The following is a 22142-nucleotide window of genomic DNA, read 5'->3' on the forward strand; positions in this document are numbered from 1 at the left end:
AAAGATTTATGGAAAAATAGGGAGGAACAATGAAAACGAACAAAAAATTATTAGTATCATTTATGGCATTAAATGCGGTATTATCAACCGGTATAGAGGCTTCGGGAGCTTCGGCGCCGTCAAAATACGACAGAATGTATAATAATATGATAAAAAATCTTGATCAGAATAAATCTAACAGTAAAAATTACCAGATAATAGAGCAGGTACTTAATAAAAAAAACAAAGAGCTGAAAGATTTGTACATACAGAGTGATTATATCATAAAGCCGGAATATCTTGAATGGCAGGTATTCTTTTCGGGAGGTTATGAAGAATATGGAAAGGGTGTAGATAACAGTTCCGATAATGCAAAGTACAGTTCAAAAGTAACAGGATATTATGATACCAGCGGAAATTATGTGGTTACCAGTGGGAATAAAGGAGGAACTTTAGGAAAACCATACCAGCCGCTGCAGACACCCAAGGAAATAAATCTGGGGGTAAATATACCAATCAGCGGAATCAGCCGTGATCCTTTGAATCTGACTATAAATCCTAAAACAGTCACTGTAGTGGCTCCAAGTCAGAAAACAGTACCGGCGCCTAACCCTAATGTAGTTCTTTTAAATCTCAGCGGTATAGAAGTACCGACTGCTCCTGTTCCGCCTACAGGACTTGGAAGTTCGGGAATTATCATAAATCCGAATCAGATTTATTCGACTAATTCACAATTTACGACAGGAGTAGGAACCATAACCGGTGGTACTTACGCCATAGATTCTGCACCATACAGCAGTTTATATACATTTACGACAAATAATGAAACTTTAAATTTTACAGGAAATATAGATATTAACGGAAATACGGGAGTAATTGTGAGTAATAGCGGACCGACTACTATAACAGGGGCTTCCATTACCAATGATTCAACAATGACTGTGAAATCCAGCGGTTCAGGGCTGGGAGGATTTCATTCAAACAATAGTACAGCTGGTTATTTGGATTTTATAAATAATAATATACTTGATATAGAGTATGTTTCAGGTTCAGGTGCTACACAAAGTCTGTTTTTTTACGGGAATATAAACTTGAAAAATAATGGAACCATAAATTATGTAAATAATGACGGCGGAACAAAGGCTTTATATTCTATGTGGAATTCCTCTCCGGCGGATCCTAATCCGATGAGAGTAGAAAACAACGGAACAATAAACATAATTGGAAATTCAAGTTTAAGTTATTCAAGTACTGTTATGGCACACCATTTCGGACATTTGACTTCTACAGCCCTCGGGCAGCATACGGTTATAAATAACGGGACAATAGATCTGACAAATGCTCTCGGTTATCTGCAGGATTATTCTACCGGTGTTTATGATGCTTCAGGCGGCGGAATTATGAATGTGAGAGAAAATTCTGTGGGTATTGAGCTGACGTTAACAGGGAATTCGGAAAATATTTTTAACAGTTCAACATTAAAAGTGGGAACAATAAATGTTTACGGATCTACTAATACTGGAGGACAGTATAGTAAAGCTATAAACATGAGTCTTAACGCATTTCCAAATGTAATAGTAAATATTTCCGACGGTGAAATAAATCTGGAATCAAATTCAATGGGAATTATAACGAATATTCCGGGTACTCAGACTATAAATAATTCTGCTGAAATTAATATATCGGGAGAAAATTCTTACGGAATAATAACTTATAATAATTCGGCCAGTGCCGGAAGTATTGAAAATACCGGGGATATAACACTGGATGTTAATAATACATCAAAATTAAGTGCGGGAATTTTTCACCAGATAGCTCCCTCATTTGTAAATAAAGGGAATATATATGTAAAATCAACAGGAAGCAACGCTGAAGGAACTATAGGGATTTTGCTGTCACAGGGTGCAAAATTTACAAATGACGGCGGCGGAACGAAAGTAATAAGTGTGGACGGAAGAAAAGCAACAGGAGTGTTTGCTAATCAAAATACCACTAATACAATAAAAAATACGGCAGTAAAAGTGGCTAACAGCGGAATAGGCTTTTTCTCATATAACGGCTCTGATATTAAGCTTGAGAATATTACAGCAGAAGCATCTGCCGGAGGAATATTATTTTATTCTTCCTCTACACCTTCAAATTCTACAATAACATTTGTAAATTCTTCATCAGCAACGGTAAAAGACGGAGGAACTGCTTTTTATGTAGACGGACCTCTGTCAATGATTCCGACCTCTTATGTGAATTTGAATAATCTTAATTTGAAAATGGAGGACGGCTCTACGGTATTCCTGCTTGACAGTCCGGGGACATACTCGATAGGAGCTCTGCCGACAGCTTCTATGGCAGGATTAAATATAGATCCTTCATCAGGGAATTATAAAGATGTAACAATAAACAGAGGAACTATTAATATTGATAATGTAGGCGGAAATCAGGTCTTTGATCTGGATAATCCTAACGACGCACTTAATAAAAATAGTTTTTATTCTTCGAATCTTAATCTGATAACAGGGAGTACTATACAAGGCAGCGGAAGCGGTCAGCTTGCAATGGGGCAGACTTCTTACACGGGTGCTGCTTCCAATGCATTGGTAACGCTGACTAATGGCGGAACTATACAGCTTAGTGGTGCATCATCAGTCGGGATGTATTCTAATTACGGAACTCTTAATAATAATACAGCAATAAACGTTACAGGGACTGACAGTGTGGGAATGTATGGCGAAAACGGAACAGCGGTTATAAATTCGGGTAGTATTACGATAGGAAATAAAGGTGTAGGAATATACGGGATTTCAAATCAGAATATTTTATCTCCTGCATCATACGGAGATCAGAAAGTAAATATAACGAATAATACTTCTATAGTTTCCAACGCGGGGACAGCAGGAACAGTGGGAATATATGCCAATAATAACGCAGGAACAACAGGGAATAATCTGATATTTGGCACAGGGTCAGTTATAAATCTCGGAGCCAGTGACAGTGCAATAGGTGTATATGCGAATCAGATTGATAATGTTCAGGCTCGAGGGGTAATAACTGTTGGAAGCAACGGGATCGGGATGTATGCAAATAACAGTAATATTACTTTAAACAATTTTACAATAAATTTGAACGGTGATAATGCTCTGGGATACTATATAGAAGGAAACAGCTCTTCTTTTACAGGAAACGGGACAATAAATATAGATGGTCAGAATGTTACTTTGTTTAATATAAATTCAAACAGTCCGGCTGTAGATTTCAGCGGAATAACAGTGGGGACAGTTACAGCCGGTTCTAATTACACGCTCGGAAGTCTGACTAACGGAAAAATGACTTATGCTTCAGATGCAAGGCTGGCTACAAACGGAACAATGTTAAACGGAAGAAATACTAATATTTATTTAAACGGGACTTCAGATATAAAAGCAGAAGCCGGAGCAACAGGTGTGGTAGCTGTGGCACTGGACGGGCAGTATACTGGCGGAGCTCCTATTACACCGGGAGTAGACGGAAAGAATGACGGGCAAATTATATTAGGAAACAGCTCTGTAGGCTTATACGGAAAAAATGATGCAAGATTTGAAAATACTCATATAATAACAGTAGGAGATGATTCTGCCGGAATATATACGGACGGAGCGCTTGCAAGTATTAAGAATACAGGAACAATAACAATTGGTAATAATTCACAGGGACTGTATCTTAAGAATGGAGATACAATAGATAACGGAGGATCAATATTAAGTTTGGGAATAAGTACAGTTGGTATTTTTGCGGATAATGTAACAAATCCCGTGATAAATACCGGTATAATAGATTTATCCGGCGATAAATCAGTGGGAATTTATAAAACTGGTGCTGTTAATTCTATTTCAAATAACAATATTATAAAAATAGGAGATTCATCTGATTTGAATGATCCGGGCATAGGAATATATTCTAATACTGCAGGGGATATAATAACAAACTCCGGAACTATAGATACCGGGAAAAATTCAATAGGGATATATGCAGAAGGCGCAGCAGTAAATCAAAATAACATACTGTCAGTCGGAGCAACAGGAACTGGTATATATACAAAAGGCGGGACAGTAACTCTGGGAGCCGGAAGCAATATAACAGTGGGTTCTAATGAATCAGTAGGTGTATACGGAACTAACGGAACACATATAACTAATAACAGTACAAACGCAGTTAATATAAATAACGGAGGATACGGCTTTATACTGGAAACTGGATCTCTTCTGGACAATCACGGGATACTGTCATTAAACGGAAAAGGGACAGGAGTGTATTCTGACGGATTAAACACTGTAAATAACTATACAGGAGCCGATATAAACATGTCAGGTGATAATAATATAGGTATTTATATGGTTTCGGGCGGTATTGTAAATAATGATGCAGATATAAACGGTGCTGCTGGAAAATCCAATATAGGAATATATAACAAAAACGGTACGATTAATAATATAGGAACTATAAATGTAGGAAATTCAGTACTTGTATATAAGTCAGACGGAACAGTGGATTATGACAAAAGCGGCTATGCAGTGGGAATATACGGCGACGGTTCTTATATAAATAACACAGGCAATATAACTGTAGGAGAGAACGGAATAGGGCTGTATACCAGAAATAACCCGGCAGCAGTGGTAAATAAAGGCAATATAACTGGAACAGGAAAAGGTGCTGTTGGTTTATTTGTAGATAACGGGGTAGTGGAAAATAATCTTGGTACTACAATAACAATGACAGGCGATGATTCGATAGGAATGGTGGCTAATAAGAACGGAACAATAATAAATAACGGAGATATAATAATGTCTGGTAATAATGTATCCGGAATGTTTGCCAACATAAATTCTCATTCTGTAAATAACGGGACAATTGATATGACAGGAGCAACAGGTGACAAAAGTACGGCATTTTTATTAGGGGCAGGTTCGACTTTTGAAAATAACGGGACATTACTTCTGGGATCAAATGCCGTTATATCAGGTGTGGCGGGAGAAACTTACAAAATACCGAGTATAGTAAACGGAGGTATAATTTACTCAGACGGTGCACTGGCTGCAGACGGAATATCTCTGGCAATAAAGGTAAACCCTGAAACTGTAGTTTATCAGTCGTTATCTTCAGGTCCGCAGTTTACAGCTAACGGAACTTCGATAATAGCTGATACTCTTACTACAAGCAAGCCTATAGTTGTACTTCCCGGATTTGCAGACGGAACTAATGCTAATGTATATAAGATAGAAAATGCAGTAGTGGCTTCCGGCGGAAATTACGAATTTGTAAGCGGATCGTTATTATGGGAAGCAACTCCTGAAGCAACAGGTACAGGAGCAAATGTATATATGGAAAGAAAAAGCTTTACGGAATTTACTGACGGATTATGGTTTGAGGATTTTGGAAACGCTCTTGAGAAAAATTTCCTTGGTTCTAGAGGAGATGCAATGAAAATTTACAATAAAACAGGTTATATTGAAACAGAAGAAGATTTCAGACAGATAATGGGAAGTCTCGCAGGAAATGTGTACGCAAATATGAATCAAAGAGAAAATGATATAGCCAGAACATTGGAAAATTCAATGCTTACTTTACATGAATCACCTAATAATACAAAAGAAAATGTAAAAATAAATATTATAGGCGGAAAAGGGAAAAATAAAGAAGAAACAGACGGAGTTACGCCGTATGATTATACAACAGCAGGAGTTCTGGCATTAAGAGAGGTCGAACGTACATACAGACATACATTTGGTTATTCATTGGGATATCTGCATACAGGATTTGAATTTAAAGATGGTAATGAAAGCGAAGAGAAAGCAGATACAATTCAGGTCGGAGCACATAATAAATACAGAGCAGGCGGCTGGGAACTGAGAAATGATCTTACAGGAAGAGTAAGCTTCCATAATGTGGACAGAAATATTGACTGGGGATCATCGCTTGGAAAATCGGAAATGAACGGGACATATGAAACATACAGCATAACAAGTGATAATATACTTGGAAAGAAATTTGAGATTGGTAAAAAAACAAGTATAATGCCATATGGCGCATTCAGGGCAATGTATGTAACAAGACCGACATTCAGCGAAAGCGGTCTGGAATCTCTTGAGGTAGAAGGAAATGATGCGTGGAGTGTAAAGCCGAGAGCAGGACTGGAACTGTCAGGTTCACTGCCGCTGGGAAGCAAAGCAGTCTGGCAGCTAAAGGGAACTTTGGATTTTGCTTATGAATACGAGCTTGCAGATCTGAATGAAAGAGAAAAAGCAAGATTAACAGCGATAGAAAGCGGTTATCACAAACTTGCAAAGCCGCAGGATGAAAAAGGAATTTTCAGAACAAAAGGAATGCTGGGAATAGCTGTAGAAGACAGATATGGATTGTTTTTAACCGGTGAATACTCAACAGGAAATGACAAAGAAGATGATTATAGAACCGGATTAATACTTAAAGCAGTATTCTAAAAGAATTATAAATAAATAATATAGTAAAATTTATAAAATAAAAAAACCTCCGGGTAGCAAAAAAATATTTTTCCGGAGGTTTTAAATTTACTTAATAACAGAATAAGAAAAACAGAGCGGCAGGATCACAGGAGGCGAAGCCTGACTTTAAAGTCTCTGAGAGAGTACAAGTGTATTTTTTATTATTCTTACTTGACTTTAGTGTGTTTTATGGTAGAATATTATCAATAGGATTAGAATTGTTACTCTATTTTTTTTGAGGCAAAATCTAAAAATCAAACATTTTTATGATGTTATTTTAGATTTTGTCTTTTTTTATATAAACAGAGAACTAAGAAAAATCCTTATTTTTAGACAGAAATATCTGTGGAATACTATATATTGCGGAAATGGAGGAAGGTATGAAAAAAATATTATTAATTTTTTTTGTGTTTATGAATTTTATCGGGGGGATAATTTACGGGAAAGAGGTAAAGCTTACTATTTTTCATACGAATGATACACACGGAAGAGGTCTGGACGATAAAAGCATAGGATACGGGAAAGTTACTGCATATGTAAATCAATACCGTGCTTCAAATAAAAATGTTCTTTTTTTAGATGCCGGTGATGCTTTTAACGGGCTTCCCGTGATAGATCTGAGTCTGGGGCGCGCTAATCTGGATGTGATGAATCTTATGGGGTATGATGCTTTTACAGCAGGAAATGCAGATTTTGTACAGGGTGGGAAACAGATTCTGGAGCTTGAAAAGGCTGCAAACTTTCCGTTTCTGTCTTCAAATATTTATTATAACGGCAAGCATGCATTTAAACCTTATATTATCAAAGAAATTGAGGGAGTAAAAATTGGAATTATAGGTGTTTCGCCGATGAATTCCATGGTGGCTACCACTGATTCAAAGCTAAAAGGGTTTAAAGTTACTGATGCAATAAAAGAAGTGGAGAAGCAGGTCAAAATTGTGAAGAAAAAAGCAGATATTATAATAATTCTTGCACATCTGGGGAAGACAGATCCAGTGGTAAATGTTCAAAAACTGGTGGAAACTGTTCCGGGAATTGATATTATTGTGGATGGTCATGATCATGTACTTATAAAAGAAGGAATGAAGATAAATGAAACTTTTGTGGTTAATGCAGGTCAGTATAATGAATATCTGGGAATGCTGGAGCTTAGGATAGAGGATAAGAAATTAGTTTCGGCTTCTGGAAAGCTTCTGGGAGCAGATGAATTTAAAAATATTTCTGCTGATAAAAATGTTGAAGAATTAATACAGAAAATAACTAAAGAAAATGACAGAATTTTGAATGAAAAGGTAATGGTATTACCGTTTACCCTTGAAGGAAGAAGGGAGTTCGTAAGATCAGAACAGACTAATCTGGGTTCTATACTGGCAGATGCCGAAAGAGAATATACAGGAGCTGATGTATCAATAACAGTAGGCGCCTTTTTACGCGAGAGTATTGAGGAGGGGCCTGTAACATACGGTAAAGTACTTTCTGCACTTCCTTTTACACTGCCTACGGTTACAAGAAATATGACGGGAAGACAGATAGTAGACTTTATAGAACATAATTATACTGAGGAAAAAATAGTAAGTCCTGCTTATACACATGTGAGCGGTATGACCTTTACAGTAGATTTCAGCCGTCCGGCAGGAGCACGTATGACAGATATTATGATTAACGGAAAGCCTATAGATATGAATAAAATTTATGTTTTGGCATGTAACGAACAAATAAGCGATTTTGGAATCAGAGATACAAAAATAGAAAATAGCTTTGATATAACAATGGCACAGCTGCTTATAAACTATATAAATAAGCATCCGGATATCAAAAATCCTGAAAACAGAGTTACAATAAAAAAATAAATAACTTTATTAAGTGAAATACACCTCAAAAGTCAGATGTACCTGATGAGAAGAGGTGTATTTTATTATACTCGGAAATATAAGGAAGAGAATCTGTTATACAGCAATAAGAAAATATTAGAAAAATATACTTGCGAAATATGCAATATTGCCAGAGTTTAATATTTATAAGCATGAAACAGTTATTCTGAAAATCTGGAAGTTGACAAGTAAAATTAATAAGGGTAAAATTAGTGTAACAAATAAGAACATTTTGTAACAAAAAATATAGGAACTTTTGGGAGCAGGAATGAAAGAAAAGAGAATAGATATTATAATGAAAGAAATAGAAAAGCACGGGATAGTTTCTGTGAATGATCTGATGAAGAAGCTTGGTGTTACCAGAATGACTATAGGGCGTGATTTGAAACTTCTGGAGGATTCAAACATGCTGAAGAGAATTCACGGCGGCGCTGTCAGAAATGAAGATTCAAAATTAACAGAGCTGACACATTTACAGAAAAAGAACATAAATATATCAAAAAAAGAAGAGATAGGAAGACAGGCCGCGGGTTATATAGAGAACGGCGATATAATCTTTATCGGGGCAAGCACTACAAATGAGTGTCTGATGAAATATATAAAAAATAAACGAATAAGAATTATCACAAATTCTTTTTATATATTTGAACAATATAAGGGAAATGATGACTTTGAACTGATATTAACAGGAGGAATATGGCGGGAAAAGTCAGGTGCATTTATAGGAGATGTAACTGACAGAATTTTGTCAGAAATAAAAGTGGACAAAAGTTTTATAGGTGCTAACGGAATTAAGAATAATAATGTAACAAACTCCAATAAGGAGGAAGCCGGACTTCAGAAAATTATTATGGATAATTCCCAGAAAAACTATATATTAATCGACAGCAATAAATTTGACTTAAAGGATCTGTATACTTTTTATCAGACTGACAAAATTAACGGAATAATAACAGACAGCAGGCTTGATAAAGAGCTCAGAGAAAAATACGGAAAATATACTCAGATTATCAATATAATTAAATAAGAAAATTACATTCCTAGAAAAAACGGATTTTTATAATATAAAGAATACAGTTGCAGTAAAGCGGAGGTTTTGTTATAATCGGATAAATAATAGTATTTGCAGGAGGTAAATTATGTTTAGGGAAATCAGAAGAATAAAGAAAAAGCTTCCTGAAAGTGAAGCGGTACGAATGCTTGAACAGCTGAGCTGCTGTACTCTTGCACTGTCAGGAGATGACGGATATACATACTCTGTTCCTGTAAGTTTTGTTTATGACAACGGGAAAATTTTCTTTCATAGTGCTACGGAGGGGAAAAAATGCGATTCTATATTACAAAATAATAAGATTTCATTTTCAGCCGTGGAAAAAGATGATATAAAACCCGCAGAATTTACTACACATTATAAAAGTGTAATAGGATTCGGAGAAATAACACTGCTTGAAAAAAGAGAGGAAATTCAGCATGCCATGGAGCTTATTCTGAAAAAATATTCTCCGGATTATATGAAAGAGGGGAAAGACTATATTGAAAGAGCATGGGGACATTTTTATACTTATGTGATTGATATTCATCATATGACTGCCAAAGGGACAGAGAAGCAGAAGGAATAAAATTTATTTGATAAAAATTTTTGAAATTTTCGAATCAGGACCACCCCTTCAAGGGGTGGTTTGCTCCTTGGCTATAAGCCAACGGGTCTCTGACTACGCCTCAAGGCGTTCGCTTTCTCTTCGTTCAAGCTACTATTGTCTTTGACTCGTGGCTACCTCTTAAAGAGGTTTATTATCACTCCGACTTACCACCCCTAAAGGGGTCTTCGTATTCTTTCACACTCAGCTTATCTCGGGCTATATCCTGTTTTTCCTGTTCCTGAATATACTTTCTTATTGTCGTTTCATTCAAACCTACTGTACTTACATAATATCCTTCTGACCAAAAATGTCTATTCCCAAATTTATATTTTAAATTTGCATGCCTGTCAAACAGCATCAGCGCACTTTTCCCTTTCAAATATCCCATAAAACTTGATACACTTATTTTCGGCGGTATACTTACCAACATATGCACATGGTCCGTTTTTAAGTGTCCTTCCAGTAATTCTACTCCTTTATATTTACATAGACTCCTCAATATTTCTCCTACACTTTTTTTATATTGATTATATATTATTTTTCGTCTATACTTTGGGGTGAATACAATATGGTACTTACACATCCACTTTGTATGAGACAGGCTATTACTTTTTTTAGCCATTCTTACACCATCCTCTCTAATAGTAGCTTGAACAACTTCTATTATATTGGATTGGTGTTTTTTTGTACAACTTCGATTTCCTCACCCGCATAGCGGGTGGTTTTATGTTTCGTACGCTTTGCGTACTCAACTGACTTAAGTCTATAATAAAAAAACAGACCCCTTGTGGAAGGGGATCTGCTCTTTTACTATTATCAACTAGATTCTATTAATAATAAACTTTTCAATGAGCTCGGCTACAGCTCCTTTGTTATTGTCTGCCTCAGTTACATAATGGGCAGCTTTTTTGGCATCATCGACAGCATTGCTTACAGCTATAGATAATCCTGCGGTTTTCAACATGGAAATATCATTGTAGTTATCACCGACTGCAATAGTATCCTTAACATCGATTCCCAAAATTTCAGCCAAAGACCGTAAACCGTTGCCTTTGTCGATTCCTATGGAATTAAACTCCATGTAGCGATTCGAGGAATAGCTTACAGTACAGTTTTCTGTGAGATTCTTCATGGGTTTCTCAAGACTCATAAGATATGGAACATCAGGATTCTGAAAAAGAATTTTGTAAATCTTTTCATTTTTCAAAAAATCAACGGAATTCTCCTCCATGTATACACGGCCTCCGTTATAGCCGTCCATCTTTTCTTTTTCATACTGGTTTACATTAAAAACATAAACTGTATCTTTAGTGTAAACATGCTGACAGACGTTTTTGGTAAGCCCGAAATCAAATATCTCTTTCATGATATTGTAATCCAGACCGTTTGATCGAAGCAGTGTATTTCCTTTATTTTCCGTAATAATCGCCCCGTTATAGGAAATTACATATTCTCCGGGGAGATCATGTAATCCCAGCCGGGCAAGTTCATTCTGAATGGAAGCATAACCGCGTCCTGTAGCAGGAACAAACTTTATGCCGTATTTTTCCTTGGCAAGCTTGATCATTTTGAGATTGTTTTCACTGATTTCACGATTATCATTTAGCAAGGTTTCGTCCATATCACTTACAATAAGCTTATATCCCATTTTGAATCTCCTTTTTTCTTTTATTTACAATTTATAATTTGTGTAAAATTAAGATAAGTATTCAGTAATAATTTTAACATATTTTGTTTTAAAGAACCACAGTTTAATATAATAAAATTGTAAATATAAAAAAGTATTCAGGATGTGTGATTAGATATCGTCCTTTTCATCAACTTTTATTTGCTCAGTAATAAAAGGAATTACCTCATCAGGCTTGATGTTCAGAACATATGCAAATTCTTCATGAAGCTTTTTTTCTGCTTCCTTCATAAAATATCGGTCAGCTGCATGCATTTTTTTACCTTGGTCTAACAGCGACTGATGATAAACATGAAGTGTTTTTATCAGTATGATCAGTTCTTCCCTGTCCTCTCCCAATAAAACTTTTTCGTAATATTCCTTTCGTTGGTCCTTGTCCTGAATCCAAACGGGATATTCCGCGGGAAGAGCCTTAATTAAAGAATATATCTGATCTGCTGACAGAATACGGTGCATTTTTGACAGTGCATTATTGCTGTTTACAGGGATAAAAACCATGGATTTATCACGGTAAACGGGTTTGAGAGCATAGCACGAAGTATGATTTCCGCCAAAATCTTTCTCTGAAATCCCTACGATTTTACACACACCATGTGTGTTGTACAAAACTGTATCATTAACTTTATACATTATGTACCAGCTCCTTTCATTTATATGATGGTATCTTAAAAAAATAAAAACATGCGGCTCACTATAACTGGGCTTACGTTTCTCCAGAGCAAACTACACGTTACATATATATTCTATCATATTTTTGCAAAACTAGCTAGTAAGTAAAAAAATTTTAATTAATCATTTGAAAAGAAAAAAAATTTTATGCTGTAATTGTTAGTGCCGAATGGCGGGAAAGGCGTAAATCCGGCTTTGGATCTACACCTTTTATTTTTAATAAAAATCAGCAGTTTATGACAGCGTTCCTTAAAAGATTCAAAAAAATATTATTAACGGTGGTTATTATGGAAATAAAACAGACAATATTTGTAAATTCTCTGATGCTTAAGATGAGGCTGCCCGTGAATTTGTCAGTGGGATTCAGGCATTCTGGCAAAAGTCTCGGCGAAAACAATAGAAAATAACAGGGAATAGTATATTTTTAAGAATTTGCACATATGCGGTATTTCTGATTATAGATTTATTCAGAATAAATATTTGCGAATACAGGCAGCAGGCGTGAAAAGCTTTTCTGGCGGTTACTTCCTGCTTCGAAATGTGCTGCTTATGCTGTATTCTTTCAGACACTGAAAGAAAAAATTCCGGCTTTGAAAGCAGATTAGCAATATAATATTACAGATGAAAGGCTACAAAGAAAAAATCTAGTTTAGAGTCTGGTTAATATAATAAAGAACTGTTCAAAATTTTGAAAAATTTATAGATTTTTCTTTTTTTATAGTAAAATCAATTCGGAACAATGTTTTCATAAATTTGAAATATTTTTTGTTATTTTAGGTTTGACAGTTGTAAAGTATTGTAAAACCGTTTGATTTGATAAAGAAAATATTGATATTTAGATTTTAGTATTTTATAACTATAGATTACAAGAATATCATATGAAATATAGGGCTTTTTCAAGATTAAAAATAACGCACATTTAATTTATAATATAGAATTAAGAATAGTTGACAAATATAAAAAAAGAGAATATAATTGATATAAATACAGTTCCGTTCTATTGACAAACTCATAGATTATAACTTTCCATAAATAAAATGAAAGATTAGTAAAATGATTGAGTTATTCAGAAAGATATATTAATTTATCCAGTAAAATTTTTTACTTTTAACTCTCTTGGAACAATGTTCTGGAAGAGTAATTTTTGGATTAAAAGTTAGAGAACGAGAAAATTGGGAGAAAATCATTTAAACTTTGAAGGAGAAAAAAGAAAAATATGAAAGTGAATAAAAAAATGCTTACGATGCTGGCATTAAATATTTTAGCGGTAATGCCGGCAATAGCCGGTGAAAGTAAAACAGACAGACTGTACAACAATATAGTAAAAAATATTCAAACCGGCAAATCGAATAACAGTAATTATAAATTAATAGAAAATATTTTGAAACAAAAGAATAAAGATCTGAAAGATTTGTATCTACAGGGGAATTATGTAGAAAAACCCGAGTATCTGGAATGGCAGATATTTTTTTCAGGTTTTTATGAAGAATATAATAACGGAAAAGATAATACCGGAGAAAATGCAGAATATAATTCAAAAACGTCAGGATACTATGATGCGAACGGCAATTATGTTCTGACGGAACATTCAGTTAACGGAATACCCGTAAAGCCTTATGCGGAAGCACAGGATGGGAAATATATTAATTTAGGAATCAATATACAGGTAAAAGAAGTTGTTAAAGATGTTCTGACTCTGAATCCGTCTCCTGTCGTACCGGTAAATCTGGCTCTCAGTATAGGGAATGTTTCCGTACCTGTAATAGGAAGCATAGCACCGGTAAATGTGCCGCAGTTCAGTATTACACAGCCGAATATTAATATTACGACTCCGGCAGGAATAAATATTGTGATTCCTTCACTTTCCGCATATACAAACTGGACAAGCATAACAGGTGCCCAGTGGGCGAATAATACACAATATGGGAATGTTAATCTGACTTCGCCGAGTTATAAGACCAGTGATGGAATTAATGCCATAGCACAGTATACAATATCGGGAGATTATTATGCTGATTCAGATACAATAATGTATGTAGATGTATCACAGACGAGAGCAGTGACTGTAGATCTTACTGAAGATCTCGGAAAACCTTCCAGTAATGTTTATACGACTTTTACCAATTACGGAAAAATATATCTGACTGCTTTAAGCACAGCAGGACTGGAGATTCAGAGCGATAACAGAGGAGAGCACCCTACTCTGAAAAATTCAGGTTTAATAGAAGGACAGAATAAAACTCAGGTTGGGATGATATTCACCCCAGAGGGGTCCACTGATATAAATGCAACCTATATAATGGAGAATACTTCCAGCGGTCAAATAATAATGGGCGGGAATGATTCATCCGGAATGGCTGTAAATAAAATGGGAGCAAGACCGCTTTTCCTTATTAATGCACTTAACACAGGCCTGATAGAAACCAGAGGACTGAATAACTACGGAATAGCTTTGGATTTAAATAATCTGAATTCAGCTTCTAGTATTCTTAATAAAGGAATAATAAATGTAAAAGGAGACAAATCAGGCGGAATTGTACTGAAAGGGTCTATTGGCAATACTGATGATAATGTAGTAAATAAAGGAAATATAAATGTAACATCATCAACTTCATTCGGGATTTATTCAAATGTAAGTGATACAAAATATGTAAATGAGGGAAATATAGATCTGACTTCTGCCGCTAATTCAATCGGCTTAAGAAATGAAGGCGGATTATTAAAAAACGGCAGTAATGGAATAATAAATCTGACAAACGGAACAAATAATATAGGACTTTATTCAACAGACGGAACGACAGAAAATAATGGGAAAATAATAATTTCCAATGGAACAGATAATATAGGAATATATGCTAAAGGTTCAGGTACCTCAGTAGTCAACAGCGGAGAAATTAATGCAGTTTCTTCAGGAAAGATAAAAGGGATTGCTGTAACTGACAATGCTGATATAACAAATACTAAAGATATCAAGCTAAACGGACAGTCGGGATCTGTCGGTATATATGCATCAAATTACGGGACTTTTACTTCTTCAGGTACGGGAGATGTGGATATCAAAGTATCAGGTACAGATTCAGTCGGGATATATTCCGAAAATAACGGGCTTGTTGCTGTAAACGGAAATATAGAAGCAGCAGACAATGCAATAAATTTATATGCTTCAAACGGAAAAATTCTTTTGACAGATGCTGCTTTAACCACAAAAGCAAACTCTCTGTTATTTTATATGACAAATAACGGGAAATTTTCTTTGACAAATACACAGGCAGACATAGAGAACTCCGGAGCAGCCTTTTATTATGATGCTTCTTCATTAGGGGCCATAACTTCAGGAATAATGTCCGGATATATTTCAAATATGTTTTTATCCGGTTCTAATTCTGTTTTGAATATGTCTCAGGATTCCATACTTGTGTCTGTCAATAATGCAGCTGTGAATTTGAGCAATCTGCCGGATTTAAGAACAACACTTGGCTCTGTGGGAATAAATGTATCGGGAACTGGTTACAAAAGCTATCTGTTATATAAAAGTAACCTGACTGTAGATCAAAATGCAAATTTAGATACTGATATACTGGGAACTATAGGACTTTCAGCAACCGGTGTGGTTAATAACAGTGAGATAACGGGAACTCTTGCAGATAAAAAGGCAATAGCTGTAGAAAATGAAGATCTATCTGCAAAAAGTGCCGTAACTATTACAAATAATAATTCCATAATATTGAGCGGGAATAATTCCATGGGAATTTATACAAATTATGGAATAATAAATAACAGCAGCGGTAAAATTATAAAATTAACCGGAGATAATTCCGTAGGATTATACGCTACAAACGGAACAAGTGTACAAAACTCGGGAGATATCTATATCAACGGAGCTGGAATTTACGCTACATCATATAAAGCAGACGGGGTAAGCCAGACTTTTGGCGACGGAAAGACCTCTATAGTGAATTCCGGAACAGTTACAAGCGGTTCAAAGGCTAATTCTGTCGGAATATATTCCAGAAATAATTCAGGTGGAACAGTTTCATCCAATGATTTTACACTGGATTTATCTTCCGGAGAAATAAACATGACAGGTTCATCAGGAGGAACAGCTGTTTATGCAGAAAAAACAAAAGTAACAGACAGTGGCTCGACGATAAGTGTAGGTGAAAAAGGAATAGCTTTGTACGCGAAAGATAGTGATGTAACTTTAAACGGATCTGTAATTAATCTGCTGGGGGACAATGCAATAGGCTTTTATCTGGAAGGAGGAACAGCTTTTAACGGAACGGGAACTATAAATATCGACGGTAAGAACATAATTTTGATGATACCCGGAGCCAGCACAACTGTTTCAAATAACTTTACTGTAGGGACTGTAACATCGGGCTCTACATATACACTAAATGCCATGGTTGACAGTATATATACATATACAGGGACAGCTGCCTTAGAAAGCAACGGAACTCTGATAAACGGAGTAAGAACAGCTGCTTATATAGGCAATCCGGGAGGTGTTTATGCTAACCCTGGAGCAGAAAATATAGGAGCAATTGTATTAAACGGGCAGTATACTGCCGGAGGAACACTGCCGGCCGGAATGAGTGCAGGGGTAGACGGTGAGAATGCAGGAACTGTTATTTTAGGAAATGCATCTGCCGGATTATACGGAACAAACGGAACAAGACTTGGTAATACAGGAACAATTCAGGTAAATGATAATTCCGGTGCCATAATTACATCCGGATCAGGTTCTCTTGGACAAAACAGCGGATTTATCAGCATTGGTGCGAATTCACAGGCTATATATGTAAAGAACGGGGATACTGTTAATAATATGGCTTTTGGAAGTATTGAGAGTGCAGGACAAAAAGCTGTCGGACTGTTTGCTGATACAGTAAATACCGTTGTTAATGACGGGTATATAAATATGACAGGTGCAAATTCCATGGGAATTTATACAGCAGGAGCTAACAGCACCTCAATAACCAATAATGGCGCTGTTACAATCGGGGCTTCTTCTGATCCTGATAATCCTTCCATAGGAATATACAGCAGCTCGTCATCTGTAATTAACAATAACGGCAGTATAGCTTCCGGAGAAAACTCTGTAGGGATATATAGTAATAACGGGACGGTAAATCAAAACGGAGCCTTGAATGTCGGAACGAACGGGATAGGTCTATATCTTTCAGGGGGAGCAGCCAATATAACCAGTAATGCTTCGTTCAGTCTAGGGACTAATGCAGCAGGGGTTTATGCTGAAAATGCAGGTATTTCAAATGCTTCAAATATGAGTGTAAATAATAACAGTTACGGCTTTGTACTAACGAACAGTGCATTTTCAAATACAGCTAATAATGTGTCTCTTGGAACAAATTCCGTTTTCGTATATGCAGGCGGCGGAACGAATATTAATAACGGTAATATAATAATGAACGGTTCAGATAATATAGCTTTTTATACTTTTGACGGTGCAAGAGTAGAAAACTATGGTACCATAACAGGAACTGCAGGAACAGCTAATGTTGGAATATATAATAAAGGCGGTTCGGTTTTAAATGATGTTTCCGGAGTAATCTCCGTCGGTGATTCAATCCTTGCAAATGAAGAATATGCTGTGGGAATTTATGGAGTAAACTCTGCCATTAGTAATTCCGGGACAATATATGCGGGCTCTGGAGCTGTAGGTATAGCAGCAGAAGGTGGAAGAGCAGAAAACACAGGGAATATTACAGCAGTAGGAACTCAGTCTATAGGAATGTATACCGAAGGTGGAATTATAGTTAATGAAACCGGCGGTTTGATTACTGTTTCCGGAAAAGATGCCATCGGTATGGCCGGAAAAGGCAGCGGATCACAAATAATAAATAACGGTATCATAAATGTAACGGGAAATAATTCCAAAGGGATATACGGAGTAGAAGGAGCCACAGTTATAAATAACGGAAAAATTTATGCGGCGGGGAGTAATGCAGCAGGAATTGTTTTAGACAGCAAATCAACCCTTGTAGTTTCCGGAACTGGAGAAATAATAACTAACAGTATAGCAGCAGGAAACAGCTATAGAGAAATGACAGCATACGACACTCCGGAAATAATCAACTCAGGAGTAATACAGGTATTGGAAAAATTTGAAACTGACGGACTAAAGGTTACTATAAAAGTAGATCCTTCTTCTATGACAACGCCGGAAACTTCGGTTGTTTCATCCGGAGGGTACGATAATGTTGATATGGATGCTGAATATTTAATATCTAATGCGGTAAAAATAAAGGCACCTTCATTCAGCATAAGTAATGCTATGGAAATAACAGCTGATTATGCTCTAGGAACAAATTTGAACAAATATAAACTGGAGGATGTCCTTGTTTCGGGCAGTAATGTAGCGGCTAATTCTTCTGATATTGCCGTAAAAAGCAGATCATTAACCTGGGAAGCCACTCCTGTGACTAATTCCAAGGGAAATATCGATATATGGATGACCAGAATTTCTTATTCAAAATTTACTGACGGACTTTGGTATGAGGATTTTGGAAGAACTCTTGATGAAAAATATACTTCTGCAGGAAATGATGATGCTTTGAAAATATATGATAAAATTGATCTTATAGAAAATGAAGTAGATTTCAGACATGTAATGGGAAGTATGGCAGGCAATATATATGCTAATATAAATCAGAGAGAAGAAGATATAACAGGAGCATTTGAAAATACATTACAATTATTGCAGAATTCAGAAAATAATACAAAAGAAAATGTAAAGCTGGGTGTAATAGCAGGAAAAGGTAAGAACAAAGAGGAAACAGACGGAGTTGCAGGCTATGATTATACAACGACAGGAATACTGGCTCTGCGTGAAGTAGAAAGAACATATAAACATACCTTTGGTTATTCTTTGGGTTATACTCACACAGGATTTGAATTCCAGGACGGAAATGAAAGTGAGGAATGGGTAGATACAATACAGCTTGGAGTACATAATAAATATAAGACAAACGGCTGGGCGCTAAGAAATGATTTTACGGGAAGAGCAAGTATTCATAATACAGACAGAAATATAGACTGGCCGTCACCGAATAACAGATCAGAAATGAATGGAACGTATGAGACATACAGTGTAACAAGTGACAATATACTTGGAAAAGAAATAGAGCTCAGTAAAAATGTAAGCCTAATGCCTTACGGCGCATTCAGATTAATGTATGTGACAAGACCGTCATTCAGTGAAAGCGGTCTTGAGGCTTTGGAAATAGAAGGAAATGATGTGTGGAGTGTGAAGCCCGGAGCAGGTCTGGAACTGAACGGGAAAGTATCATTAGGAAGAAACTGGCAGTTAAAGGGAACTCTTGATTTTTTATATGAATATGAACTTGCTGATATGAATGTAAGAGAAAAAGCAAAGCTGAATGCAATAGAGGACGGATATCACAAGTTATCAAAGCCACAGGATGAAAACGGAATATTCAGTACAAAAGCAGCTGTGGGATTGGAAGCAGCAGACAGATACGGAATATTTCTGACAGGGGAGTATAAAACAGGCAATAACAGTAAAAATGACTACAGAACAGGTGTGGTATTAAAAGCGGTGTTTTAATTAAGGAATAAGAAAAAAAGAAATTTTTGAATATTTGTTAAAAGTTTCTTTTTTCTTCTTTGCGAAAGGATGTAAATGAATAGAGAAGATGCTATAAAAATGACATTGGAGGTAATAAAAGAGAAGAAACTTGAGAATTCCTCAATAGGTGAGATAGTAAAAAAAATGGATATAAGTCCGGGGAATTTATATTATCATTTTAAAAGTAAAAATGAGTTATATAGAGAGGTGCTGGAATATTCGATTAATGAAATAGCAGATAGTCTGGATAAGGTAAAATTGGATATAAACAAAAAAAATAATTTATTTCAGCTGACTGAGAAGCTAATCAGATTTTTGGAAAAAAGAGAAGATATATTATTTTTTTTAATAACTATGAAAGGAAGCAGCTATCTGGAAAAAAAATCAAATTCAAGAGATCTTCTGCTGAATTTTAAAAATATGCTGGTAAATCAGGATTTGAACACTGAGCATGAAAAAAGAATAGCATTAAAACTGAATATGTTTTTAGGTTCGGTATACGAAGTATTATATGAAAATAAATTATTAAAAAAAAGAAATCTGACTTCTGCGGAAATAAATGAAATTTATCTCTCTTTTTGGGGAAATGAAGGTAAAGAAGACAATGGAATATGAAGCAGTGTCCAAGTTTGGGTGATTATTTCAAGAATATCACAAAAGAAAACTTTGATTCTAAATATTGTTTAGTTTGCTGTTGATTGAGATATGAGTTTTCATTATTAACAATTATTAAATTTGACCGTTTATAAAGGGCTGTATCAAAATAAAATTTTTTGAAATTTGATTACAAAATATTGTGATAAATTACATAATGATATCAATATATTGTATTCAGGTATTTGGAAAGTTCTGTTTTGATACAGTCCCTTTTGGTATTACTGAGAATAGCTGATTTTTTGAAATATAAAAAAATAGATAACAAAAATATATTTGTAGAACAATATCATATGTAATTACAAGTGCTTATGCAATAAAAATGAAAATAATTATTAAAATTTAATATTCAAAAAATTATATTTTTAATAAAAATAAAAATTTTGATACTGATTATGATAAAAAAAATACTTTTTTTTAGTAATTGAAATTATTATATTAATATAAAATTATAGAAAATAAATATTAAAATTTTATAAGAAAGAAAAAATGATTAGAAAAAAACTTATATATTTATATAAATAATTAAAAAAATGTACGTATTTGTTAAATTTTACGAATAAATGATTATGAATATTTTACTAAATTTGAGCTTTAAAGTCAATTTTAATAGAAAAAAAATTTTTTTATAATTATTTGTCAGACTAATATTTGATGCATGAAAGAATAATTTTTTATTCGTAAAATTTAACAAATACGAATAAAAACTTGTTTAAGTATCACTATTTTTGAAAGGAGGAGGAAGAGGAGGAATGAGGAAACTTATATTTGCAATAGCAATTATGATGAGTTGTTTTATATTAGGTGCTAAAAAAAATAATCAAAATTTAAAACTGCCAGACATAGAAGAACAAATGAAAAAAGCTGATAAAATATCAGATTATGAAGCTAAAAAAGATGTAGCATGGCATAAAACAGAATACAATAAGGTGTTGAAATATCTTAAAAAAAATCAAAAATAGGAGTGCAAATGAGAAAAAATATATTAATATTTTCATTAATAGCTTTTTCGCTTACTATTCACTGTAGTGAAATAAGAGTGCAAAGATCACTGGAAGAAAGTATAACAAAAGACTATGATCAGGATGGTGTATATTCATCATATGAAAAGGCTTTGCGGAGAACTCAGGAATCAGTATATGTAACATTGCCGGAAAAAAGAGGGTATTGGTATACGATGCTGGACAGAATAAAAGCGGAAGAAAAGGAATTAATACCGGATGAAAAAGTGAGAATGAGAAAGAGATAGTACTTAAGGAGGAAGAATGAAAAAGACAGTGATACTGATGCTTTTTATAATAGCGGGAACGATACTGCATTCAGCATCTGTTTACGAGTATAGAAGGGAACTGAGAGAAGGGGCAAGAGGGAAATGGACGAATCTAAGACAGCATCTTAACAGCGGAACAAGACTGGAAAGAGAACTGATAAAAGTGGATAAGCAGATAGATAAGAAAGTATCGGAAATACAGGAAATAGAAGATTTATTATTTAGAATAGAAGAATACAAAGCAGAAAATAATATAAAATAATAAGGAGGAA

At 35.0% G+C, this 22142-nt stretch carries 12 protein-coding genes; 9 read left to right on the plus strand and 3 right to left on the minus strand.

From position 1 onward, the window contains the following. Nucleotides 1-29: 29 nt before the first annotated feature. The 4 genes from STERM_RS01600 to STERM_RS01615 all read left to right on the plus strand — a co-directional run bounded on the left by STERM_RS01600 (nucleotide 30) and on the right by STERM_RS01615 (nucleotide 9960). Nucleotides 30-6449, plus strand: a complete 6420-nt coding sequence (locus tag STERM_RS01600; RefSeq protein WP_012859802.1) for an autotransporter domain-containing protein — start codon at nucleotides 30-32, stop codon at nucleotides 6447-6449. Between the two features lie 401 nt (nucleotides 6450-6850). Beyond that, nucleotides 6851-8320 (plus strand): bifunctional metallophosphatase/5'-nucleotidase, encoded by a 1470-nt coding sequence (locus tag STERM_RS01605; RefSeq protein WP_012859803.1) that lies wholly within the window; start codon nucleotides 6851-6853, stop codon nucleotides 8318-8320. Between the two features lie 289 nt (nucleotides 8321-8609). Next, nucleotides 8610-9368 (plus strand): DeoR/GlpR family DNA-binding transcription regulator, encoded by a 759-nt coding sequence (locus STERM_RS01610; protein ID WP_012859804.1) that lies wholly within the window; start codon nucleotides 8610-8612, stop codon nucleotides 9366-9368. A 112-nt stretch (nucleotides 9369-9480) separates the two neighbouring features. After that, entirely contained in the window at nucleotides 9481-9960 is a 480-nt protein-coding gene (locus STERM_RS01615) for a pyridoxamine 5'-phosphate oxidase family protein (RefSeq protein WP_012859805.1), read from the plus strand. A 175-nt stretch (nucleotides 9961-10135) separates the two neighbouring features. On the opposite strand, the gene tnpA is transcribed toward STERM_RS01615, so the two are convergent. The 3 genes from tnpA to STERM_RS01630 form a co-directional block, all read right to left on the minus strand. Continuing rightward, nucleotides 10136-10603 carry an IS200/IS605 family transposase gene (gene tnpA, locus STERM_RS01620; protein ID WP_012859806.1) on the minus strand — a complete coding sequence of 156 codons (468 nt, stop codon included), beginning with the start codon at nucleotides 10601-10603 and terminating at the stop codon, nucleotides 10136-10138. A 198-nt stretch (nucleotides 10604-10801) separates the two neighbouring features. Continuing rightward, on the minus strand, nucleotides 10802-11629 hold the full coding sequence (locus tag STERM_RS01625; protein WP_012859807.1) for a Cof-type HAD-IIB family hydrolase: 828 nt from the start codon (nucleotides 11627-11629) through the stop codon (nucleotides 10802-10804). A gap of 150 nt (nucleotides 11630-11779) precedes the next feature. Continuing rightward, nucleotides 11780-12298 carry a CarD family transcriptional regulator gene (locus tag STERM_RS01630; RefSeq protein ID WP_012859808.1) on the minus strand — a complete coding sequence of 173 codons (519 nt, stop codon included), beginning with the start codon at nucleotides 12296-12298 and terminating at the stop codon, nucleotides 11780-11782. A gap of 1255 nt (nucleotides 12299-13553) precedes the next feature. Between STERM_RS01630 and STERM_RS01635 the strand changes: the two genes are divergently transcribed. The 5 genes from STERM_RS01635 (at nucleotide 13554) to STERM_RS01655 (ending at nucleotide 22132) form a co-directional block, all read left to right on the plus strand. Next, nucleotides 13554-19925, plus strand: a complete 6372-nt coding sequence (locus STERM_RS01635) for an autotransporter domain-containing protein (RefSeq protein ID WP_012859809.1) — start codon at nucleotides 13554-13556, stop codon at nucleotides 19923-19925. Between the two features lie 75 nt (nucleotides 19926-20000). Then, on the plus strand, nucleotides 20001-20561 hold the full coding sequence (locus STERM_RS01640) for a TetR/AcrR family transcriptional regulator (protein WP_012859810.1): 561 nt from the start codon (nucleotides 20001-20003) through the stop codon (nucleotides 20559-20561). A 791-nt stretch (nucleotides 20562-21352) separates the two neighbouring features. Then, nucleotides 21353-21562, plus strand: a complete 210-nt coding sequence (locus tag STERM_RS01645) for a hypothetical protein (RefSeq protein WP_012859811.1) — start codon at nucleotides 21353-21355, stop codon at nucleotides 21560-21562. A gap of 8 nt (nucleotides 21563-21570) precedes the next feature. Continuing rightward, the gene (locus STERM_RS01650) at nucleotides 21571-21849 is read left to right on the plus strand and encodes a hypothetical protein (protein WP_012859812.1); all 279 of its coding nucleotides are present in this window, start codon (nucleotides 21571-21573) and stop codon (nucleotides 21847-21849) included. A 16-nt stretch (nucleotides 21850-21865) separates the two neighbouring features. After that, on the plus strand, nucleotides 21866-22132 hold the full coding sequence (locus STERM_RS01655; RefSeq protein WP_012859813.1) for a hypothetical protein: 267 nt from the start codon (nucleotides 21866-21868) through the stop codon (nucleotides 22130-22132). Nucleotides 22133-22142: the final 10 nt, after the last annotated feature.

The sequence above is a fragment of the Sebaldella termitidis ATCC 33386 genome, from assembly GCF_000024405.1.
GTDB lineage: Bacteria > Fusobacteriota > Fusobacteriia > Fusobacteriales > Leptotrichiaceae > Sebaldella > Sebaldella termitidis.